The organism is Enterococcus sp. LJL51 (assembly GCF_049894025.1).
GTDB lineage: Bacteria > Bacillota > Bacilli > Lactobacillales > Enterococcaceae > Enterococcus_L.
This window is the reverse complement of the sequence record NZ_JBNEQE010000002.1, coordinates 293,170-314,856: the sequence shown is the minus strand read 5'-3', so window position 1 is coordinate 314,856 and position 21,687 is coordinate 293,170. Positions and strand designations below refer to the sequence as shown.

The 21,687-nt window shown below is 38.0% G+C and carries 22 protein-coding genes; all 22 read right to left on the bottom strand.

What is annotated here, in order from left to right; all coding sequences use genetic code 11:
- Position 1 precedes the first annotated feature (1 nt).
- The 22 genes from codY to dprA all read right to left on the bottom strand — a co-directional run bounded on the left by codY (position 2) and on the right by dprA (position 21,676).
- Positions 2-793, bottom strand: coding sequence for a GTP-sensing pleiotropic transcriptional regulator CodY (codY, locus tag ACPWSO_RS03685; protein WP_426081456.1), 792 nt, complete (start codon positions 791-793; stop codon positions 2-4).
- Positions 794-819: 26 nt separating this feature from the next.
- On the bottom strand, positions 820-2,223 hold the full coding sequence (gene hslU, locus ACPWSO_RS03680; RefSeq protein WP_426081454.1) for an ATP-dependent protease ATPase subunit HslU: 1,404 nt from the start codon (positions 2,221-2,223) through the stop codon (positions 820-822).
- A gap of 16 nt (positions 2,224-2,239) precedes the next feature.
- Complete coding sequence (gene hslV, locus ACPWSO_RS03675) at positions 2,240-2,788, bottom strand: HslVU peptidase proteolytic subunit (RefSeq protein WP_426081453.1); 549 nt, start codon at positions 2,786-2,788, stop codon at positions 2,240-2,242.
- A gap of 278 nt (positions 2,789-3,066) precedes the next feature.
- On the bottom strand, positions 3,067-3,963 hold the full coding sequence (gene xerC, locus ACPWSO_RS03670) for a tyrosine recombinase XerC (protein ID WP_426081452.1): 897 nt from the start codon (positions 3,961-3,963) through the stop codon (positions 3,067-3,069).
- A 206-nt stretch (positions 3,964-4,169) separates the two neighbouring features.
- Positions 4,170-4,592 carry a DUF6560 family protein gene (locus tag ACPWSO_RS03665; protein ID WP_426081451.1) on the bottom strand — a complete coding sequence of 141 codons (423 nt, stop codon included), beginning with the start codon at positions 4,590-4,592 and terminating at the stop codon, positions 4,170-4,172.
- A gap of 59 nt (positions 4,593-4,651) precedes the next feature.
- On the bottom strand, positions 4,652-5,128 hold the full coding sequence (locus tag ACPWSO_RS03660; RefSeq protein ID WP_426081450.1) for a hypothetical protein: 477 nt from the start codon (positions 5,126-5,128) through the stop codon (positions 4,652-4,654).
- 225 nt (positions 5,129-5,353) lie between these two features.
- Complete coding sequence (locus tag ACPWSO_RS03655) at positions 5,354-5,821, bottom strand: hypothetical protein (protein WP_426081449.1); 468 nt, start codon at positions 5,819-5,821, stop codon at positions 5,354-5,356.
- A 94-nt stretch (positions 5,822-5,915) separates the two neighbouring features.
- Positions 5,916-6,380: a hypothetical protein gene (locus ACPWSO_RS03650; protein ID WP_426081447.1), complete on the bottom strand. Its 465-nt coding sequence runs from the start codon at positions 6,378-6,380 to the stop codon at positions 5,916-5,918.
- Positions 6,381-6,525: 145 nt separating this feature from the next.
- Positions 6,526-7,023: a DUF6560 family protein gene (locus ACPWSO_RS03645; protein ID WP_426081521.1), complete on the bottom strand. Its 498-nt coding sequence runs from the start codon at positions 7,021-7,023 to the stop codon at positions 6,526-6,528.
- 191 nt (positions 7,024-7,214) lie between these two features.
- On the bottom strand, positions 7,215-7,373 hold the full coding sequence (locus tag ACPWSO_RS03640; protein WP_426081446.1) for a hypothetical protein: 159 nt from the start codon (positions 7,371-7,373) through the stop codon (positions 7,215-7,217).
- Positions 7,374-7,397: 24 nt separating this feature from the next.
- Positions 7,398-7,568, bottom strand: a complete 171-nt coding sequence (locus ACPWSO_RS03635; protein ID WP_426081445.1) for a hypothetical protein — start codon at positions 7,566-7,568, stop codon at positions 7,398-7,400.
- Between the two features lie 417 nt (positions 7,569-7,985).
- Positions 7,986-8,255, bottom strand: a complete 270-nt coding sequence (locus tag ACPWSO_RS03630; protein WP_426081444.1) for a hypothetical protein — start codon at positions 8,253-8,255, stop codon at positions 7,986-7,988.
- Positions 8,256-8,547: 292 nt separating this feature from the next.
- Entirely contained in the window at positions 8,548-8,976 is a 429-nt protein-coding gene (locus ACPWSO_RS03625) for a DUF6560 family protein (RefSeq protein WP_426081443.1), read from the bottom strand.
- Between the two features lie 19 nt (positions 8,977-8,995).
- Complete coding sequence (locus ACPWSO_RS03620) at positions 8,996-9,469, bottom strand: hypothetical protein (RefSeq protein ID WP_426081442.1); 474 nt, start codon at positions 9,467-9,469, stop codon at positions 8,996-8,998.
- A 446-nt stretch (positions 9,470-9,915) separates the two neighbouring features.
- Positions 9,916-10,479 (bottom strand): hypothetical protein, encoded by a 564-nt coding sequence (locus tag ACPWSO_RS03615; RefSeq protein WP_426081441.1) that lies wholly within the window; start codon positions 10,477-10,479, stop codon positions 9,916-9,918.
- 226 nt (positions 10,480-10,705) lie between these two features.
- On the bottom strand, positions 10,706-15,697 hold the full coding sequence (locus tag ACPWSO_RS03610) for a DUF6531 domain-containing protein (RefSeq protein WP_426081440.1): 4,992 nt from the start codon (positions 15,695-15,697) through the stop codon (positions 10,706-10,708).
- A gap of 35 nt (positions 15,698-15,732) precedes the next feature.
- Complete coding sequence (locus ACPWSO_RS03605; RefSeq protein ID WP_426081439.1) at positions 15,733-16,032, bottom strand: hypothetical protein; 300 nt, start codon at positions 16,030-16,032, stop codon at positions 15,733-15,735.
- 17 nt (positions 16,033-16,049) lie between these two features.
- Positions 16,050-16,334 (bottom strand): hypothetical protein, encoded by a 285-nt coding sequence (locus ACPWSO_RS03600; protein WP_426081438.1) that lies wholly within the window; start codon positions 16,332-16,334, stop codon positions 16,050-16,052.
- 19 nt (positions 16,335-16,353) lie between these two features.
- Entirely contained in the window at positions 16,354-16,782 is a 429-nt protein-coding gene (locus tag ACPWSO_RS03595; RefSeq protein ID WP_426081437.1) for a hypothetical protein, read from the bottom strand.
- Positions 16,783-16,990: 208 nt separating this feature from the next.
- A complete protein-coding gene (gene trmFO / locus ACPWSO_RS03590) occupies positions 16,991-18,301 on the bottom strand; it encodes an FADH(2)-oxidizing methylenetetrahydrofolate--tRNA-(uracil(54)-C(5))-methyltransferase TrmFO (protein WP_426081436.1) in 1,311 nt (436 codons plus the stop codon).
- 303 nt (positions 18,302-18,604) lie between these two features.
- Entirely contained in the window at positions 18,605-20,683 is a 2,079-nt protein-coding gene (topA, locus tag ACPWSO_RS03585; RefSeq protein ID WP_426081434.1) for a type I DNA topoisomerase, read from the bottom strand.
- Between the two features lie 117 nt (positions 20,684-20,800).
- The gene (dprA, locus tag ACPWSO_RS03580) at positions 20,801-21,676 is read right to left on the bottom strand and encodes a DNA-processing protein DprA (protein WP_426081432.1); all 876 of its coding nucleotides are present in this window, start codon (positions 21,674-21,676) and stop codon (positions 20,801-20,803) included.
- Positions 21,677-21,687: the final 11 nt, after the last annotated feature.

Sequence of the window (21,687 nt, the reverse complement as noted above, 5' to 3'; positions counted from 1 at the left end):
CCTACTTCCGCTTTTTATCTAATTCTTTAATGAATTGCTTATTCAAAATCTTTAGGTATGTTCCTTTCATTCCCAGGGAACGTGATTCAATAATACCTGCTGATTCCAGTTTTCTCAGCGCGTTCACAATCACAGAACGAGTAATACCGATTTCATCGGCAATGCTGGATGCCGTCAAGCGGCCTTCTTCTCCATCAAGAGCTTTAAATATTGCCTGGACAGCCTTCAATTCGCTGTAAGACAACGTATTCACTGCCATTTGAACCGCAGTTGCACTGCGAACCTCAGCCTCAATACTACGGGACTGCTGATACAAAATCTGCATACCAACAACCGTTCCGCTGTATTCTGCTAATACTAGATCCTCATCTGTAAAAGAACCTTCCATCTTCGCCAGGATGATTGTTCCCAGCCGCTCGCCTGCACCAAAAATAGGGATGATTGTTGTTAGGCCATTGGGATATTCTGCCCGCAACTCAATAGGAAAGGCCGTCAGATCACTATTGATTTGAATATTTGATTCTGTTTTCTGCAAGACACCTACAGCATCTGTATAGCTTTGAGGAAATTGTTTTTCTTCAAACATATGCTTCACTCGGGCATTGTTCACATCTAGTTTTTCATTGTAGCCCAGCAATTCACCATTGCTGCTGATAATATAGGCGTTACTCACTAAGATATCTCCGAGAATTGTTGCCATTTTACCATAAGGTAAATCAGCCTCCAAATCAAACGTATTCTTCTGTTGAAGCAAGCGGTTAATCTGACGTGTCCGTTCCAATAAAGTTTCCATAATTCTACCCCTTTTCCTGCTTATACTTATAAGATGTAACGACTTAAATCTTCATTTTGCGCAATGTCATTTAGTTTTTCGTTTACGTATGCTTCTGTAATGGTTATTTCCCCCATCTGCATATCAGGAGCTTCAAACAACAGCTCTTCCAGTAAACGTTCTAAAATCGTGTGGAGTCTTCTGGCACCGATATTATCTGTTTCCCGATTTACTGTAAACGCAATATGAGCAATTCGCTCAATCGCCTCCTTAGTAAAGGTTACAGTAACATTCTCTGTGCCAATCAATGCAATATACTGCTTGATTAAAGCGTTGTTCGGTTCCGTTAGGATACGTACAAAATCCTCTGCTGTTAAGTCTTCCAGCTCTACTCTAATAGGAAAACGCCCTTGAAGCTCTGGAATCAAGTCACTCGGCTTCGCCAAATGGAAAGCGCCAGAAGCGATGAATAAAATATGGTCGGTTTGAATGACTCCGTATTTTGTATTCACCTGAGAACCTTCAACTATTGGTAAAATATCTCTTTGAACGCCTTCTCGTGATACTTCACCAGAATTTTGCTGATTCTTTGTTGTGATTTTATCAAACTCATCGATAAAAATAATCCCGCTGGATTCTGCCAGCTTAATCGCTGCACTATGAATATCAGCATCGTTAACAATTTTGGCAGACTCTTCCTTAACTAGAAGCTCCTGTGCTTCCTTAACTGTAACAGTGCGGTCCACTTTTTTCCTCGGAGACAGTGCACCTAAAGTTTCACCCAAATCAATCCCCATCTGTTCCATTCCAGAATTCATCATCGGCATTGTTTTCTTTGGTTCATCAATTTCAATCGTTACTTCACGCTGATCCAGAAGTCCGCGTTCCAACTGATCCAAAACGGTTTTTCGATTGACCTTGATTTCTTCAGTAACCTCTTCCTGTGTTTCTTCAGGCTGTTGTCCCGCGCTAAACATTTTCATCATTTGATCAAACTGATTGCCGCTTGCCTGCTTTTGTTCTTTTTTGATTCCAGGAACCAGCGCTTTAACCAAACGCTCATTGGCTTTTCGCAAAGCTTGTGCGTATACGTTACTATACTGTTGTTTTTCAACAATTTTAATTGCATTTTCGACTAAATCACGAACCATTGATTCCACATCGCGGCCCACATAACCAACCTCAGTGAATTTCGTTGCCTCAACCTTAATAAACGGCGCATTGACAATCGTCGCCAGTCGTCTGGCTATCTCCGTCTTACCTACACCAGTCGGTCCAATCATCAGCAGATTTTTGGGTGTGACATCCTGCTGCATTTTTTCATCCAGCTGCAGCCGACGATAACGGTTTCTAAGAGCTACTGCCACTGATTTTTTAGCATTTGTCTGCCCAACGATATACTCATCCAGCTCTTTCACGATTTCTCTTGGTGTTTTATTTAATTCTTTCATACTATTTATCCCTCATTTATATTTCTTCTACAATAATATTGTGGTTCGTAAATACGCAGATATCCGCAGCAATATTCAGTGCATTTTCTGCAATTTCCTTAGCTGACATCTCTTTGTCTCCATAATGCTTCATTGCTCGAGCAGCAGACAGCGCAAAATTTCCGCCCGAACCGATAGCCAAAATCCCATCATCTGGAGTAATAACTTCTCCTGTTCCGGAAACCAGCAGCATCTCTTTTTTGTTCATTACAATCAGCATTGCTTCCAGCTTTTGCATAGACTGCTGCGTCCGCCATTCCTGAGCCAGCTCAACTGCGGCTCTAGTTAGATTGCCGTTGTATTCATTTAGTTTTCCTTCAAATTTTTCTTCTAAAGTAAAGGCATCCGCCACACTACCGGCAAAACCAACAACAACCTCATCGTTGTAGATTCTACGCACTTTCTTTGCAGTACCTTTCATAACAACAGATTCGCCCATCGTTACCTGACCATCTCCGGCCATCGCAAATTTTCCATCTTTTTCAACAGCACATATGGTTGTTGAATGAAATTGTGATTCTACCATGCTACATCCTCCTGGTTATCGTTACTCATTCATAGTTTTTGATGATTTTATAATTTAATGAATGCAAGATTCTATTTATTCTAATATTGAAATTATCTGTCGCTCCAAGCTTTTCAAAGACAAATTATTCAGCTTGCTTATACTACAAACATCAAGTATAACAACGTACATGTTATTTTTATGACAACAAACCTTACGAACGCTTCCTTAGTTACTCTCCGCCTAGTGAACGGCAAAGTATATTTTCATACAAAGAACATATAATATTAAGATTTGCTCTACGCCCGCGGATGAAAATTTCGGTAGTTTTTTTGAAGACTTTCTCTGGTGACATGAGCATAAATTTGTGTAGTCGATAAATTAACATGCCCTAAAAGCTCTTGAACCGTCCGCATGTCCGCTCCATTATTTAACAGATGAGTAGCAAAGGTATGCCGCAGCATATGCGGGTGAATATCCATATTCAGACTACTCTTTTTTATCAGCTGGTTTAAAACATACTCAATCCCTGTTGGTGTAATAGGGTCTCCCCGATGATTTACAAAGATATAGCTGTGCTCCTTACCATATTTCTCCATCAAAGGTTTTCGGCCATTCTCCAGATAAACAGTCAGAGCATCTGCAGCAAAAGAACCAAAAGGAACATATCTGTCCTTATCTCCTTTTCCCGTGATAAACAACGTGCTCATAGGAAAATCCACTCTTTCCAACGTGAGTGACGCACATTCACTAAGTCGAAGCCCAGTACCATATAAAACTTCCAGCAATGCCAGATTTCTCAATTCCAGCGGCTTGTCTCCCTGTGCTGCTTCAAAAAGCTTGTCCATTTCCTTTTCATAAAAAAAACGAGGCAGCTTCTGCTGCTTTCTTTTCAAATGAACATAGGAAAACGGATTTTCAGTTATTTGTTCATTTTTCAGTAAAAATTGATAAAAGGTTCGTAGGCTGGCGACTTTACGCCCGACAGAATTTCTACTGTACTCTTCATCGTACAAAACACCTAAATAAGTACGTACATCCAAATGATCTATTGAAAGATAATCCTCATTTCCGGATTCCTTTAGAAATGCCAGAAAATGAGTTAAATCATTCTCATAAGCAATTTTTGTCTTATCAGAATATCCTTTCTCAACTAGTAAATAATTGAAAAATAATTCAATCCAATTCTTATCCATGAAACCCCCTCCAGCAATTACACTGTAACTTTAGCATAACCAAAATTAAAAGACAAATGAATTGTCAGAATTTAATCAATATTTCTAAATTTGTTCACAATTCATAATTTTTTCTAACGTTAGCAGGTTCTTCTTGCCAAAATAAAGAACCCGGAAACATTGTTCAGGGTTCTAAGGAAAGCTGTTTATTTATGATATTATAACAGCTATTCCTGATAGCTAATTTTTATTTGCCGTTCTTTTAAGTCTTCAAGGAATTGCTCTCGATTAACGGTTAGACGATCAATAGTAACCATCTTTTTTCCATTAGAGAAGAGACTAAGCTCATGTTTTAGTCCCATAGAAGCATAGTCAATATCTGCAAATGTCAGTCGGCGTTCCTTCTTTACAGAGTATCTTATCGTGATTTCTTCATTTTTCACATAGATGCGCCATCTTTTGGCTGCAAGCATACCAACAAAACCTATTAAGGCAAAAATTAAAAAGAAATACAGATGCCCATAGGTAGCACTTTGATTTCCAAATAGTTTAAATAGTAAGAAAAGGATAAAAAATCCTAATCCACAATAAATCATCATTTTCAATACAAGTATTAATCCATAAGGAATTGTCAATTCGTAAGAACGCATGCTTTCACTCCAATTTTTATGGTTTTTTCGAATTTAATCTGATTCATCTGTTAATTAAATTAGTCTCCGTATTGTTGCTTGTAACTATTAGGCAAATCTTTCCAAAGCTCAGCTGGTATACGATTACTATCGATTATTTCATCAGCAAAGTCATGCTTGGTCCAACTATCTCCTTCATTCGTCCAATAAAAAAGACCTAAATCACCACTGTACACCCAAATGATATCTTCATTATCTCCCCAAGAAAGAATAAAACGATCTCGCTTTCTAAAATAATCATTTGCTTCATAAATTGTTGTATTTTTGCTTCCCTTTTCCCACACATTAAACGAATAACCAGGCACTTCAGCCTCATCTTCTGTATTTACTTGAAGCAGCTCATATTTCCCGGAAGGAGAATCATTGGCAGAAAAGATTTCCTCACTTCTTGAATCTTGTGCCGGATTGAAAAGATACAAAACCAATAAAAAATAACCAGCTGCCAACAACCCAATAACACCTAAGGTCCCAAGAGCTATTTTAATTATAGTTTTCATTTGCGCTCCTTTTCCAGCTTCGATTTGCTTACTAATATCAATGTTAATATCGTTGAAGGAACGTCATCATCATAAAAATTGCTAAGAATATGGACATCTTCTACTCTATAATACATCTGAAATCAAAAGCTCAAATTGATAGTAGTTAATCAAAAACATTGTTTTCTAGTAAAAAGAAGAACAAACAATCTACTAATCTGTTCTTCTTTTAGTTCATCTTTACCTTTAGTCTTCAGAATTTTGATAAGCTCCTATATGAGAATTGGGATAATAATAGAGTTCTAAAAAATCCCCTTTATGAATTGTTTTATCTCCATAAAAGCTAACATGGATAATTTCTCCAGTTTTATCATCTTTAATTTTTATTGCACGTACTTTATTTGTCTCTTTTCCGGTGGATTGATTAACTGCTGGTCCTGAAATAGCGATGTATTTCTTTTCTAAAACATAAGGCAAATCCTTAATTAGATTCACACCACCAGAAAGAACAACTAAACATAAAACTAAAAAGACAAGATATACCCCTGTTGTCATTATTCGGCCATATTTACTGACAAAATCTTTCGTTGAAGAAACTGCCCTTTCAGGAGTAAATAACACCCCACCTCTAAAATATTTTACTGATAGAAAAATCAATACGATAAATGTTGCTATTGTAACCACAAAATTACGATAATATAGATAATTATTCATTATTTTTCCTTTTTTTATCCTAGGCACTTGATATATTCTTTTAATAGTTTGTATTTACCGAATATTTTTCGTATACCTTAGCAATCGAGAATTCTTATTCACTTTTTTTATGGGTTAATATTTTACCATAATAAGTATCTCCAGATTTTTGATAAGTAAGATGCTGAATTTTTACATAATCCCCCTTTTTCATGCGATTCGAATACAAAATAATCTTTATTTCCTCACCATTTACTGTTTTTACAACTATCTTCTTTCTTGAAGGAGAAGCACCATAATTTGCATCCTTTAATAGTCTGCCTTCTACTTCTGGCAAATTTCCTGTAACAATATTCGGAATATCTCGTGCTACAGGAATAATTAGCGTCCACCATATATATGGGGAAAGAAATAAAAGTGCTAATTTCAGAAAAATATTAAGTTTGTGCATATTCTTTTTCTGTTGTTCTGTTGCCTTTTTCGTTGGATATAGCAGTTCTTTTCTTTGAGCTATTTTAATGTATCCTGATATAAATAATATTGAGAAGAAAAGTGAACTTAGTACAGATAGAATTATCATTATTCACACTAGTCCTTGTACGTTTTAGTTTTACTTTATATGAACCCGATTAAACAAAAGACAATTGATTCTCTCGCTTTAGTTATAACTCTTTGAAGTAAAAGCTACTCTTTATACGTTTAACTGGATTCATATAATTAAAATTTTAAAAAGAAATTCCTTCCTTTTTTAAAGCGTTCAAAAAATTTTGTAAGCCATCACTTTGAGGTTCAATCGAAACAAATTTTTTACCATTGGTTCTTATAAGAACTACCGCACCAGACTCTTTTTTAATGATTTGCTTAATCTCCGAAAGTGAAACCTTTTTCTTCTTTCCAAGCATTGGTATCACTGTAACGGAGTCTCCTTCTATTTCAACTCTCCAACGATTAAACATAAAGTATAGGAGTGAAAGAATTAAAAATATAACTATCCCCAAAATAATATGTGAGATTCCACCATTCATTTTAAAGTAAGCATACAAAAAGAAGATGATTGTGAGCACTCCTAATATAACACCGAATCTAAATAACGAGATGACTATGGCAGGAAAAACGACAAGATTTTTTTTCACTTTTTTATCACCTTCTACTTTCCTATTGGATACACGTCTCATAATTATACGAATGATAACTAAAGAAGCACTAACCGCTACAACTCTAATAGCAATAGTCGCTAAGCCATTATCCCTAGTATCGTTAACAGTTTCATTATCAGAATTTGCTGTTTTGTTACTAATTGATTGTGGGAATGAAATAGATTCATAGTTGCCAACTTGTATATGGGAATAGTTACTAGCGAGACTAACCCATGAGCCTGCAATACCTAAGCCAATAAACGTATTTACAAGAAAAGTTATTTTTTTTGATTTCTTTTCATTGATTTTCTAGATTCTTTAGGTGCATTTTCCCATTTAATTAATCTAACTTTCTTATATACTATATAGATGAATACTCCTGTAAAAACTAACGTGAGAAAAAGTTGTTTATAAAAATTTGCCAATAATTCGTTCAAGGTGAATCCTCCTTAATTGACTTATCACTCATTGAGCACACACGTATCGTCAACAACTTCAAACCCTAAGTTTTGAAGCCAGTCTAGAATTACACCTAAGAAATCAAATATGCCTTCGAATACATCAACTACTGTTTGAGGAATTCCTCCAATCGTTTCCAATCCTAAAATTTTCCCCCACGTTCGTGAACTCAAACTCCCTAGTGTCCAGTGCCCCCTCTTAATATTTGTGTTAGCTCGCCTTGCAAGACTTTCCCAGCTATGCTGTCCAGTTAAACCCAATTTATTGCTTAATTTATCACCAGCCCAACCAGTAACAGCTCCGACACCTGCTCCAATTCCAGCATTAATAACCGTATCAAATGCTAAATTACCAACATTTTGCCAAGAAAGCTCCTTGTTGCCACCGAAAAACTCAAACTCAGCTACACCATTTATAAGTGTTGCCGTAGCAGCTCCTCCTACAGCCCCTCCTGCAATTGATGAAACATAGTTACTGACAGAGGATGGTTTTCCAGAAATAACATCAGAAGCGACTTGAGTTACCAGTCCAACTGCACCACCAACAACCGCACTAACAGCAATATGTAACCATAGTCCATTTGAATCAACTTAGGTTAACGGATTATTCATTGTATAAACATATGAATTTGTACTCTGCCCTATTGCTAATGGATCAGGAACAAATTTTTGTAAAGGATTGGGTATTTCGCTAAAAATTTGTTGTTCACCATAAATCATATTATCAGGATTCCAATGCATATCCTTACTAATAAACCGCCCTTGCTCTTGATCATAATACCTCGCCTGTCCATAGTTCAGTCCACTAATTTCGTTTTTTTGATAATCTATAGACGAACAATACTCCTCATGATTTCCCATGATTCCATAAGTTTTTCCATACCAATAGATGATTTCTACTGTAGATTAGTAAAGAGTGTAAGAAATAAACTAGTATTCTAGTTCTTTCTCCACCCTAAAAATAAATATTTCATAGTTTTTTTCTGTATATAAATTACTTTATCAGAAGTATTTTTTGATTGTCAATATTTAATATACTGGACTTTTTCATAATCTCTTTTTTGCATATAATTTGAATAAAGATTCGTCTTAGTATGTTAAAAAATGTTGCAAAAATCATATTCTTTTTCCTAGAAAAATTCCTAAAGTTTTTTTATTCTTGCTCCTGATACTCAATTTTTATTTTTCTTTCCTTTAAAACTTTAATAAAATCTCCTATGTTAACTACTAAACGATCAATTGTAACTATTTTCTTTTCTTTAGAATAAAGCCTCAACTCATCCTTTAATCCAATAGAAGCATAATCGATATCCTCAAACGTTAACATTCGCTCTTTTTTTAAAGAATATCTAATCGTTATTTGCTCGCCTTCTACACGAATTTGCCAGCGTTTAACTGCCACAATAATTAAAAAGCTCGTTAACATCATAAACAAACCCATCATAACATGACCAAAAGTTCCGCCTGTATGACCGAATAATTTAGGAAGCATCGAGAAAACAATCAATCCCATTCCAACATACATTAATAATTTCAGTACAAAAATCAATGCTTGAGGTATTTTTAAATTATATGAACGCATTATTTTCTTTCCAACTTTCTTAGTGAGATTCCAATTCCAATAGTGTACCTCTTTTCAGATGGGGCAAATACACAACTTTTAAAAAATCTCCCTTTTGAATTGATTTAGCCGAATAAAATCTTAGTCGAATTTGCTCATTTTTTTGTTTATCTTGTATTGTAACAATTTTTGGAACTCTCTGATTACTTGTCCCAGCCGAAGTTAATGCTGTTCCTTCAATTGTTTTATAGTCTCCATTTAAAACATTAGGTATATCTCGAATTCCAGGTACTACTAGACCCCACATCACTATACTCATCCAAAGTAAAAATAATACTTTTACAACTAAATTTACTTTTTTTTCATGCTTTTTCATCAATTTTTGCTTAGAAGGTGCTGCTTTTTTATAACTTATAAAATTTTCATTTTTAATTATTTTAATAGTACCAATCACTGACATTGCTGTAAAAGCAATTACTAACCCATACAATAATACAAGATAAGATTTGCTCATTTTGTAATCTCTGACTTTCAAAAATTTTAGACATAAATTATTATTCTAAACAAGCATCTTTATTTTCAATAAGATTTTTGAACATTTCACCAGTAAATGGCTCAATTATCATTTTTGGATTTGTTAATCCTTTAATCAATTCGTCTAAAATCATTCTAACGCTATTATTTCCTAATATACCTGTAAATATCGCACCATCATCTTTTATAACGCATTGTCTTAATTTAATCTGGAAGCTCTTATCGATTTAGCTGGTTTAATGCATTGCACTGATAGTTAGTTGTTCCATTTTCTTCTGTTTTAGCGATTCGATTGTCGAAAGCACACTAGGTGCATATTTTTTAAGAGAGTCACCTAACCAAACAAGTCTACTTAGAGCTATCAAATTATGAAACATAAAAACATGGAACAGCTAATCGATTTACACGAAAAGCTGCTCCATATTTTTATTTGAGAGCTACTTTTATGTTTTTAGCATCAAGTAGTATATGTTCGAAATACCAGATATAAAATATATTCTTTCCTTCATTATACTCAATAATCTCAGTAGGTAGCTGCCCATTAACTGTTAAATCGGCGATTTCCGCGTGGATACTTACACCATAATATGGTTGATGAGCAGGTTTTTCATCAAGATTTTTATATGAAGTAGCTAAAAGTGCTAAATGTTCTCTCACTGCCTTCTCAAGAGTTTCACCATTTTTTCCTTCTACGTTCTCACGAGCACTATAATCAAAATAATACTTTGCTTTTCTAGATAGAGATTTTTGGATTTCCATTTTCTTTCCATTTTTGACAAAAGAAGAAAACTCCATATTTTGCTTTTCTTTTATTATAATGTCTGTCCAATCTCTATCAGAAAATTCGGCTACGATTTCTCCATCAGTAACTCCATATGGATTATTAGTATTTTTTTGATTGTCAGTATTATAGAAAGATTTGAACAGAATTATACCTAGTAAAACTGTTCCAATTACTAGTAGTAAGATATTTCGATTTTTTTTAACCAAAAAATATCTCCTTTCTTTTTCTAACCGGGATAAGATCAAGCAGATTTCTATTTGTTAACAAAAAAATGAGTAGTTTATCTATTTTTTTAAAGATAATATAATTTTAGGATTTCCATTATTTACTTAGGCTATCTCTTTCTAATTATGAAACCAAACAACTTCAGATGCTTTTACATGTCTCATACATTAAAATCGAGTAATTTAATTGACTAGAAAAATAAACACTTTAACTTAAGCAAGCATTATTTGCTGCATTGGCGAATCCTGGATTACTTAATAAAGCAGCGACAAAAGTAGATAGAGTTCCTAATGCAGTTGCACCTGCTGTACCTAAGGCAGCAAGAACTGCCGGTCCAAACGCTATAGCCAATACAACTACCAAAGCTAGTCCAAGAGTATTAACCTTTATTCCAGTCTCTACATGAGTAGTTACTCCATTTTCATCTGTAAAATCATGAAATCCAAATAACTTTGTATCTCCCAATACACCAATATCTAGTCCTGCCCCCCATTTATTATCTTCATTATGAACACCAATATCTAGCCCTCCCCCTATACCATCTTCATTACCAATCACTACATTTGCATTTGCACTAACTCCATGAGAAAATGCTTCAACACTCGCTGAGGCATCCACCGATAGCCCATCTCCCCAGCTTAAGCCAACACTTGTCCCTTCGAAGCCAAAGCTTCCCCAAGGTGTATCTATAGAAGGTAAATTGATTGAAAATCCATCAACAGAACCATTTGTACTATTCAAAACAAAAATATTCCCTCCAGATTCTTCGGTCATTGATTGAGAAGACTCCGTATAAACTAATCCACCATCTATTTCTGGCCCTTGTACTTCAATAGTATTACTGGTTCCAAAGACATTTTCCCCTAACCAATTTCCTACATCACTCAAGCCTTGTCCGATATCATCCCAAGATGGCCAATTCCCATCTTTATCTACAAGATTTATCGGGTTATTCCAAACATAACTAAAAGCATTGAGTGTAGATGGCACAGTTAGTATTCCACTTATTTTATCCTCACTAATAAACCGCCCTTGCTCTTGATTATAATACCTCGCCTGTGCATAGTTCAGTCCGCTGATTTCATCCTGCTGATAACCAGTAAAACCAAAGACACCCGCTTGGCTTTGCTGCGCTACCCCAAACTCGTCATAGGCAAACAGCTCTTGGCTGCCACCAGCTGTCAATTGACGTAACGGACTGCCTAGCTCATCCAGCAGAAACTGCTCTTCCCCATCCATTGCCAATAATTGATTATCCCATAAATAGCTTTCTGTGTCTTCATTGACTTTTCGTTCCAATAGATTGTTGTAAGGCTTTGTCAAATCCAACACATACTGAATTTGCTTCAACGGCTCATCTGCTTTTACAATTGTCTGTCCTACACGATTCCGCAGTCCATTATAGTCATACGTGGCTTCTCCAACCGTTGGTTGAATGACCTTCGTCATCATATTTGTTGCATCGAACTCAAAAGATTTATGCAGGTGGTTATCTAATAATTCTTCCACTAGATTTCCCCGCTTATCATAACGCATAGTGCGACTTTGATTTGGCTGTTCTTGGTGTATCAATTGATTTAACGCATTGTACGTATAGTGTGTCGTTTGGTCTTTTTCACTTTTAGCAATGCGGTTGCCAAAGGCATCATACGTATATCTTCTGAGAGAATCTCCGTCTTTTTGAACCTCTGTCAATCGCTGTAAGGGGTCATAGTGATACAGGAACTGACCACTTTCCTCTAACAGTCCTTTTCTCTGCTTCTCAATGTGAGTTTTATTCCCTGCTTCATTGTAGTGATACTGATAATGCTCTAATACCTCGCCATGCTGCTGATGAACCAGCTCGGTCAATTGATACGCTGCATCATACTGATAAGAAGACGTAAGCCCAGCCGGCTGCTGCTTCTCAATCAGCTGACCACGTTCATTGTACCGATACGTATATTCTTGCTGGTCACTGCGTAATCTTGTTAGCTTACTTGAAGAATCATAGGTATAGGCGGCTTCTTTGCCGTCCGGATAGATAAGCTTGGTTCGATTCCCTAATGCGTCCCATTCATAGCGAAGCTGTTGGTCATCCGGGGTGGTCAGTTGTAAAATTCGGCCTAACGCATCCAGTTCCATCGTTGTTTTGCCCAGCCAGTCCTGCACTGCTACTAACTGCCGCAATTCATTGTATTGAAGCTGCACCTCTTTGCCGTCATCATAACGAATGGCGTTCATGCGTCCTGTCTCTGTGTAGGAAAGACGTGTATGGAACCCGTCCTTGTCAATCTTTTCAATTAAATGATTCTCTTCATCATAACGATAGCTTTCTTCGTTGCCGAGCGCATCAATAACTTGTGTCACATTCCCTAGAAGATCATAGTGATACATAGTTCTGCGATTCAATTGTTGAGCTTCTGTATAGTCTTTATCAATAGTCGGCTGTTCCATCTGAATCAGATTTCCTACTTCATCATAAGAATAGCTGGTAACATTTCCTAATGCATCCCTAACCTGTGCTAGCTCTCCCGTAGGAAGATAATCGTACTCAGTAATGGCTCCTGTCTCATCCTGAAACAGAACAACTCTGCCAGCTTCATCATAGCTGAATTTCTTCGTATGCCCAAGCGGGTTTGTAATAGCTGTTATTTGATTGAGTCGATCATAGCTGTAGTGGGTTGGACCTTGCATTCCTACTTGTTTTTCTATGACATTTTCATTGTTGTCATAGGTATACTGAATCGTCTCTCCCGCCGGGTACTGAACGGTTTTCAGCTTCCCACCTGGATAATAGTCGTAGGTCGTCACTCCACCGTTCGGATCCTCGACGGCTGCCACTTTTCCTAATGCGGTATACGTAAACCGCGTCTTGTGTCCTAATGGGTTCACTTGTTCCACTAGCTGTCCTATAGCATCATAACGAAAAGCGGTTGTCTGTCCTTTACTATCCATAATTGACGCGATTTTTCCAGAACGATCATACGTGTAGCGTGTTTCATGACCCGATGCATCGACTACTTTAGTTGGGCGATTTAATGCATCATAACGAAAGCTTCTTGTAGATTGACTAGGTCCAACAATTTCCAACGGGTTACCCACTGCATCATAAGTAACCATAGTACTATGCCCGAGAGCATTAGTTGTTTTCACCAACTGATTCAGTTGATTATATTGAAAAAGTGTCTCAGCCCCATTGGGCTGTCTAACCTTAGAAATGTTCCACATCAAATCATACTCAAGCTCCGTTATTCCGCCACGTGGGTTGACAACTTTTTCAATTTTTCCTAAATTATTATATTCCTGTATAGTGAGTGTACCGTCAAAATCTTTTATCTGTGTGATTTTGTTGATTCCATTATAGGTGTATTCTCTAGTGGCTCCTGCGGCATTAGTAATCGTTAACAGATTTCCTTGCTCATCATAGCTATACTGGCTGTCATTTCCGTTCGGATCAGTGGTTTGGATGACTTGATTGCGTTCATCGTACACATAATGTGCCAGACTGCCATTCGGTTGCCCAATGGTCTGGATATTCCCTCGTTCATCGTAGGTAAAGGTTAACTGACTGCCATCTGGCTGTCGTACTTCAATTGGTCGTTTCTGCCCATCGTAACGGATACTAGAAGTATGATTTAACGGATTTTTTACCTCGACCAGTTGGTTGTCTTCATAGCAGAAGCGGAATGTTCCGCCATTCGCTTGTCTGATCTGAATTGGATGATTCTGTTCATCGTACGTAAGGGTGACCGTTTCGCCCAAAGCGTTGGTGATATTCGTTTGATTGCCTCGTTCGTCATAGCTGTATTGCGTCTTGTTCCCCCGCTTATCCGTAAAGGCTACTAACTGATTCTGTCCGTTATAGACACTGACTTCTTCCCCATCTGCATAAACCGCTCGAGTATTTCGATACTGCTTATCCCGATAATAGGTGACTTGGTTGCCGTTTTGTTCTGTCACAGTAATGGTTTTCTGTTCATCCTCATACGCATACGTCATCACGCCCCCGTCAGGAAAGACCTGTCGAGTGGTTCGTCCCAGATAATCGTACGTATTTTGAACCAAGTCAATTCCCCGCGAGTTCGTCAGCGTGAGCAACTCCTTTTTATCATTGTACTGATAACGCAGGGTCTCTTTCGTCACACCGATTACTTTAATTAAACAGTCATTGGCATAGAAAAACTGGAGCTTTCGATTCGTTTGGTCCTTCACCATACTCAAATAGCCGTCTGGATGATAGCGAAAACGCAGATATCCTGACAAGCTGCTAACTTTTTTCAGTTGGTTTTGGCTATTGTAGGATAGAAGGATTTTCTGACCATTCTCCATCTCTTTTTGAATCCATTGTCCTTGTAGGTTAAACGAATAGACCGTTTGGTCTTCTAACGTTAACTGATAGCCTGTCGCTGTCTTCACTAATTGATGGGCAGGGAACAAGGGAGCGACGTAGTGATTTTCTTCCCGTTCCTCATAAAAGACCGCATTGCCGTCTTCCATCATGACTTTGAGCTGACCTTCTTTTTTTTTCGGATACAGCTGTACTTCGAAGCTATGTACCCAGTGTTCTCCTAACGCCCCACGATACTCATCCATGACATTATACGTGCGCTTGAATACTAAGGGTATTTCGCCGCGAACAGTCAGGTCTTCTTTATCTGCACTGAAATTACCCGTGGTTAAGTTTACTGGGTCTTTACTGTAATAAGCACTGACCACAGCCAACCCTTTCGATGTGTCTAATACGCGCTGCAGCGTCTTATCAATATCTGACATGCGCATGCCGTTTTGCATCCGCATTTTAGAGAGTGATTTTTTAAAAGAATCCACATCCTGAGCGGTAAAGCCGCCCTTGATAAAAGACTGGTATTCTTTAAATAGACTAGCCAGCTGATCTGCGGCACTTTGTAAATCATTCACATTGGCAGCTGCTGCCTGATCCAAAGCGGGCAGGTCATTCTGCAGTTTTTCTACATCACGCGTTAGCTTATCCAGCAGCTCCTGAAATTCGTCCTTTTCCAATTTCAATCCGGAGATACTTCCAGAGAGCTGACTGCTTTTTGCCTCAGAAGGAACTTGGCCAAGTAAAGACTGAAGGCTTTTAGCCTTACTTTCTGCTTCTGTACTAAATTCTTTGGCCGCCTGAAACAATTGTTCATAGGCCGTTTTTAACTCTGCGATAGCAGATAATAAAAATACGCGATCTTTTCCAACACTCATACTTGATTCTCCTACTCTTTTTATTTTTCGTCCTTTTACGACACAATCTGATCTCTACTCCGTGACAGTTTCTGGTCTTGTTCCTCGTACACATCGACTGCATTCAACAAGGATTGACACACCTCATAAAAAAAAGCTTCAGAAGCGGTTACAATCGCTTCTTCAGATTGAAATTGCTGTTTTAAAGCATCTACAAAGGCTCCTTCAGATTCTTGTAATATGCCGTTCATTTGGCTCATACTACTTTTAGCACTCTGTAAACTTCCACTTATCTGTGCCTGAATTCCTTGAATCTCACTTCTAGCTTGACTATGATTAATATTAATCTTACCCATTGATTGTTTGCCTCCTTTTAGCAGCTTGTATCTACATTGATAATTACGGTTTCATATTCCTGAATTACCGTTTTGGTTTGGGTAAATAGTTCCTTTAGTCGGGCAATCACATCCGAACTAACACCTTCCATTAATCCATCAATTTTTGGGGTTAATGCATCTGTATTTAATGCTCCTGCACTCAAACTCTTGGTAAGCTCAATAATTTTTTCATAGGCGTCAAGTAACTCTTGATGGCTTCGTTCTAAATCAGCTGCCACTTGTGTGAATTCCTGATCAATTACGGCAATTTTTCCACTCATTTTTTTCTCCTCCTTTGTTCTATAAGCTGGCCAGCTGACCCATGATACCTGATAAAATACCCTCTTGCGTCTGTTGGTAATTGGAAAGCTTACTGATCTGATCACTAATTCCTTCGATAACCTTTTCAACCTTTTTTATATTTTCTTCTAAGGTAGTCACTCCTTCTGGTAGTCTAGAGGCCTGCATCTCAGCAATCACTCCCTCAAATACTTTGGAGACACGTACCTCTTTCGCAATTTGACTAGATAAAGCACTATTTTTTTTCGCTGTTATTTGAGTCACTTCACTGGTTAGCTCGCTTTGTTTTGCTTGAAAGCTGGCTTTTAACTCAGATGCTTGATTAATTTTCTTACGTACTTTTACCGCCCGTTCATTCAACTCGCGCCGTTTTCGTTCCTTAGCAGCTCGTTTGGCTCTTTCCAACGCTTCCTTTTCTTTATCACTCATTTTCCGTGCTCCTTCCTCACTCCAATATTTCTTTTTATACAATATAGTTTACCACAACAAGCGAAAATTTTTTTTCAATTTTTTCTTAAAACTAAACATTTTTTGGTAAAAGTAACAATAACATGCTATTTGATTCTTTAAATTAATAACGAAAAAAAGACAAAGAATGCTTTTTATAACATTCTTTGTCTCTCGCTCTATTTTCTGTTTATCGTTTTAACTCTTCAATCATTTCTTTTTGCACAGATAAGGCTCTTTGAGCAAGAGCTTCATAGCGTTCCTTTTTATCTTTAATACGTGCAGGCAGCTCTGGAAACAGACCAAAGTTGGCGTTCATCGGTTGAAAGTGTTTACCTTCTGCATGGGTGATGTAATATGCCATACTCCCCATCGCTGTTTCTCTTGGAAAAATAACCGGCTCAGCTTCTTTCGCTAGACGCGCAGCATTGATGCCGGCAAGAAGACCACTGGCCGCACTCTCTACATAACCTTCTACTCCAGTCATTTGTCCTGCAAAGAACAAATCAGAACGTTTCTTTGTTTGATAGGTTGGCTCTAGTAATTCAGGAGAATTCATAAAACTATTTCGATGCATCACACCATAACGGACAAATTCAGCATTTTCCAACCCTGGAATCATTTGGAAAACCCGCTTTTGTTCGCCCCATTTTAGATGTGTCTGAAATCCAACGATATTATAAAGTGAAGCAGCGGCATTATCCTGTCTCAGCTGAATTACTGCATAAGGACGTTTCCCAGTTTTAGGATCTTCCAGCCCAACAGGCTTCATTGGACCAAAAAGCATCGTTTTAATCCCACGTTTAGCCATTACTTCAATTGGCATACAGCCTTCAAAAAACTTCTCTTTTTCAAAGGTTTTCAGCGGAACCACTTCTGCTTCAATTAATGCCTGATGGAACTGATTAAATTCTTCTTCAGTCATCGGACAATTTAAATAGGCCGCTTCTCCCTTGTCATACCGGGATTTTAAATAGACCTTATCCATATCAATTGTTGACTGATCAATAATTGGCGCCGCAGCATCGTAAAAATAAAAGCCTTCAGAACCATTAAATTCTTTAATTTTATCTGAAAGTCCTTCTGAAGTTAGCGGACCTGTTGCAATAATTGTAATCCCTTCAGGAATATCCGTAATTTCTTCATTTTTAACCGTAATCAGCGGATGATTCTTGATTCGCTCTGTGATTAACTTTGAAAAATTATCACGATCCACAGCTAGTGCTCCTCCTGCCGGCACAGCAGTTTCATCAGCTGAATGGATAATCACTGAGTTCAGCTGACGCATTTCTTCCTTCAAAACACCGACAGCATTTGTCAGGTTGTTCCCTCTCAAAGAATTAGAACATACTAGTTCGGCGAAGTCTTCTGTTTGATGGGCAGGAGTATTCTTTACAGGGCGCATCTCATAAAGCGTTACCGGAACGCCAGCCTGAGCGACTTGCCAAGCTGCCTCACTTCCTGCAAGACCTGCGCCAATCACCGTTACTGTTTTAGTCATTTATATCCTCTTTTCTTCAAAAATGAGTTTGGGACATAAGAAAATGCCCGAACTCTTCTTTCTCTAAAATCCGAATAAACGGCGTTCCAAAAGTAGCTCTCTCGGAAATAAGCCGAACTATCTCAAAAATATGAAAAGCTCCAGGTAGGTATCAATCAACATCTACTCGGTTCCCTTGTAGTGTTTCTTGACAATTTTCGGATAATTCGTCTTATTTCTCGGAGCTAAACACTTTTGTCTCGACCTCATTGATATATAGTTTATTTCTATCTTGAAACAACAGCTGAATCTGCTGCTAAGCGGCTATTTCTGAACATTTTCTTCATAATCGCCATTAATACAAACCACTTGCTTTCCGCCTTTAACCTTCTTCTCAACGAGATACTGATCACATTTTGGACAGTTTCTGCCAATTGGTTTATCCCATGATGTAAAGTCACAATCAGGATAGCGGCTGCAGCCATAGAACAGACGGTTCTTTTTCGATTTGCGTTCAATTACTTGACCTTCATGACAGACTGGACACACTACACCGATTTCCTTCACAATTGGCTTAGTATTTCGACAATCCGGAAAGTTGCTGCAGGCATAGAATTTTCCATAACGTCCTAACTTGATGACCATCGGATGACCACATACATCACAATCAAAACCAGCTGGTTCATCTTTGATTTGGATTTTTTCAATTTTTTCCTCTGCAGTTGCCAATTCTTTTTCAAAAGGTTTATAAAATTGATCAATTACCTTAATCCACTCTTCTTTTCCTTCTTCAATGTTATCCAAATCCTCTTCCATTGACGCAGTGAAATGAACGTCCACAATTTTAGGGAAGAACTCAACGATTAGCGAATTAACAATTTCACCAAGCTCTGTTGGTTCAAAGCGCTTATTCGTTAGCTTCACATAATAGCGCCGTTGAATCGTTTCCAGCGTTGGTGCATAAGTAGAAGGGCGACCTACACCGTTTTCCTCCAGCGTACGGATTAATGTCGCTTCGCTGAAACGTGCCGGCGGTTGCGTGAAGTGTTGTTTTGGTTCGATATCTACAGACTGGACTTTTTCTCCTGCTGTCATATCAGGAAGAATATTTTCTTTGTCTTCCTTCCCATCATCACGACCTTCAACGTACACCTGCATAAAACCTTTAAATTTCACCTTGGAACCATTTGCTATGAAAATCACGCCATTCTGCTCAAGGGTAACCTTCATAGTATCCAGGACAGCCGGCGTCATTTGACTGGCAACCATTCTTGACCAAATTAGCGTGTAGAGCTTCAGCTGATCCTTATCAAGATACTGTTTAATCTCATCAGGTGTTCTTAACACGCTGGATGGGCGAATTGCTTCATGGGCATCCTGTGCTCCCTGTGCATTTTTCGCTTTGCGTCCGCCGTGAGCAGAGTATTCTTTCCCATAAGTTTCTTCAATGTATGATGCAGCTTCAATTTTCGCTGAGTCCGCCAATCGAGTGGAGTCTGTACGCATGTACGTAATGAGACCCACAGTTCCTTGCTTGCCTAGTGCAATCCCTTCATACAGCTGTTGAGCAACCATCATGGTTTTTCTAGTACGAAAATTCAATTTTCTGGCAGCTTCTTGTTGTAGGCTACTAGTCGTAAACGGCAACGCAGGATTGCGTTTTCGCTCTTTCTTCTCAACCTTTGTAATATCATAATCTTTACCTTTGATACGACTGGTCACTTCTTTTACTGCTTCCGGATTCGGCAGTTTTTTCTTTTTGCCGTCTAATCCCCAAAAGTTCGCTTTAAACTTCTTTTTCCCTTTTTGGAAATTCCCGTCAATACTCCAGTATTCTTCTGGAACAAATTTTCTAATTTCCTGTTCCCGGTCTATAATAATTTTCAAAGCAACAGACTGTACTCGACCTGCGCTAAGTCCTTTTTTCACTTTACGCCAAAGAATCGGACTGATAGAATAGCCAACGATGCGATCCAATACGCGGCGTGCCTGCTGGGCATCCACTAAATCAACGTCAATTGCCCGTGGTTCTTTGAAGGCTGCCTTAACAGCTTCTTTAGTGATTTCGTTAAATACGACCCGGTTTTTATCATTAATATCCAAATTTAATAAGTGAGACAGATGCCAGGCAATAGCTTCTCCCTCTCTATCCGGATCGGCTGCAAGATAAACTTTATCTGCTTTTTTTGCGGCTGCTTTAAGTCCTTTAATCACATCGCCTTTTCCGCGAATTGAGATGTAATGCGGTTCATAATTATTTTCAAAATCGATACCCATTTTACTTTTTGGCAAATCACGAATATGCCCAACACTGGCAACGACTTTATAGTTTCTTCCTAAATATTTTTCAATCGTTTTGGCTTTTGCTGGTGATTCTACAATAACTAAGTATTTATACGCCATTAAACGTGCGGCTCCTTTCAGATTTCCTGTTCCTACTATTATATACAGTGAAAAACTTACAAATCGTAGTTCATCATATCGATTCATTTTGAGTTTGTCAAGGATTGATATAGCAATCTAACAAAAAAATCTCATTTCATTCAAAATATCTTCGGGAGAAAAAACACTATTTGCCCCTTCGTAAAGTAAGGTATGACAGCCTTCTGAATGAGGCAAAAAAATATTTCCCGGAACCACAAAAACCTCTCTGCCATATTCAAGGGCAGACTGCGCTGTAATGAGAGAACCACTGTTTTTACGTGCTTCAATCAGGCATGTGCCTCTGGCAAGCCCTGCAATAATTCGGTTTCGCATGGGAAAATGATGCTTCCGCGGCGGAGTGCCGTTGGGGTATTCACTAATAATCAGTTGTTCTTCCGCCATTCTTCTATGTAAAACAGCTGTTTCTCTAGGGTAGCAGCAGTCTAAGCCAGTGCCAACAACACCAATTGTTTTGCCTGCATTATTCATGGCAGCTTCATGACTTTTGCTATCAATTCCTTTAGCTAAGCCGCTGACAATGACCCAGCCGGCTGCAGCAATCGGCGGTATAAACTCTCTTACCACTTTTATTCCATAAGCAGAAGCATCGCGAGCACCAACAACTGCCAGTGCTTTTTCTTGAAGCAGGTTAATATTTCCTTTGTAAAAAAGAACTGCTGGACAATTGTATATTTCTTTTAAAAGAACCGGAAACTGAGCATCTAGAATAGTGAGAAACTGATGCTCTGATTGAAACTGTTTTACTTTCTCACCTAATTGATTTAACCGTTCCCAGGAGGCTAAAAACTGAGGTGCATATTTTTTTATTTCTGCAATTTGAAGCAATTCATTCTTGCTCAAATTTACATAATCATTTTCTATTATAAAGCTTAGAATCTTCAATATGCCTATGTTCCCGATTCCCTGACAGTTCACTAAACGAAATAATAATTCTCTCAACTCTTTATCCATAAAAAAAGCCT

Coding starts and splice junctions, on each gene's coding strand:
- ACPWSO_RS03600 (WP_426081438.1), bottom strand. CDS start 16,334: ATGAGTGGAAAAATTGCCGTAATTGATCAGGAATTCACACAAGTGGCA.
- ACPWSO_RS03665 (WP_426081451.1), bottom strand. CDS start 4,592: ATGCGTTCTTACGAATTGACAATTCCTTATGGATTAATACTTGTATTG.
- ACPWSO_RS03595 (WP_426081437.1), bottom strand. CDS start 16,782: ATGAGTGATAAAGAAAAGGAAGCGTTGGAAAGAGCCAAACGAGCTGCT.
- codY (WP_426081456.1), bottom strand. CDS start 793: ATGGAAACTTTATTGGAACGGACACGTCAGATTAACCGCTTGCTTCAA.
- ACPWSO_RS03655 (WP_426081449.1), bottom strand. CDS start 5,821: ATGAATAATTATCTATATTATCGTAATTTTGTGGTTACAATAGCAACA.
- dprA (WP_426081432.1), bottom strand. CDS start 21,676: ATGGATAAAGAGTTGAGAGAATTATTATTTCGTTTAGTGAACTGTCAG.
- ACPWSO_RS03630 (WP_426081444.1), bottom strand. CDS start 8,255: ATGGGAAATCATGAGGAGTATTGTTCGTCTATAGATTATCAAAAAAAC.
- ACPWSO_RS03650 (WP_426081447.1), bottom strand. CDS start 6,380: ATGATAATTCTATCTGTACTAAGTTCACTTTTCTTCTCAATATTATTT.
- ACPWSO_RS03625 (WP_426081443.1), bottom strand. CDS start 8,976: ATGCGTTCATATAATTTAAAAATACCTCAAGCATTGATTTTTGTACTG.
- ACPWSO_RS03620 (WP_426081442.1), bottom strand. CDS start 9,469: ATGAGCAAATCTTATCTTGTATTATTGTATGGGTTAGTAATTGCTTTT.
- hslU (WP_426081454.1), bottom strand. CDS start 2,223: ATGAAAGAATTAAATAAAACACCAAGAGAAATCGTGAAAGAGCTGGAT.
- trmFO (WP_426081436.1), bottom strand. CDS start 18,301: ATGACTAAAACAGTAACGGTGATTGGCGCAGGTCTTGCAGGAAGTGAG.
- ACPWSO_RS03605 (WP_426081439.1), bottom strand. CDS start 16,032: ATGGGTAAGATTAATATTAATCATAGTCAAGCTAGAAGTGAGATTCAA.
- ACPWSO_RS03660 (WP_426081450.1), bottom strand. CDS start 5,128: ATGAAAACTATAATTAAAATAGCTCTTGGGACCTTAGGTGTTATTGGG.
- xerC (WP_426081452.1), bottom strand. CDS start 3,963: ATGGATAAGAATTGGATTGAATTATTTTTCAATTATTTACTAGTTGAG.
- hslV (WP_426081453.1), bottom strand. CDS start 2,788: ATGGTAGAATCACAATTTCATTCAACAACCATATGTGCTGTTGAAAAA.
- topA (WP_426081434.1), bottom strand. CDS start 20,683: ATGGCGTATAAATACTTAGTTATTGTAGAATCACCAGCAAAAGCCAAA.
- ACPWSO_RS03610 (WP_426081440.1), bottom strand. CDS start 15,697: ATGAGTGTTGGAAAAGATCGCGTATTTTTATTATCTGCTATCGCAGAG.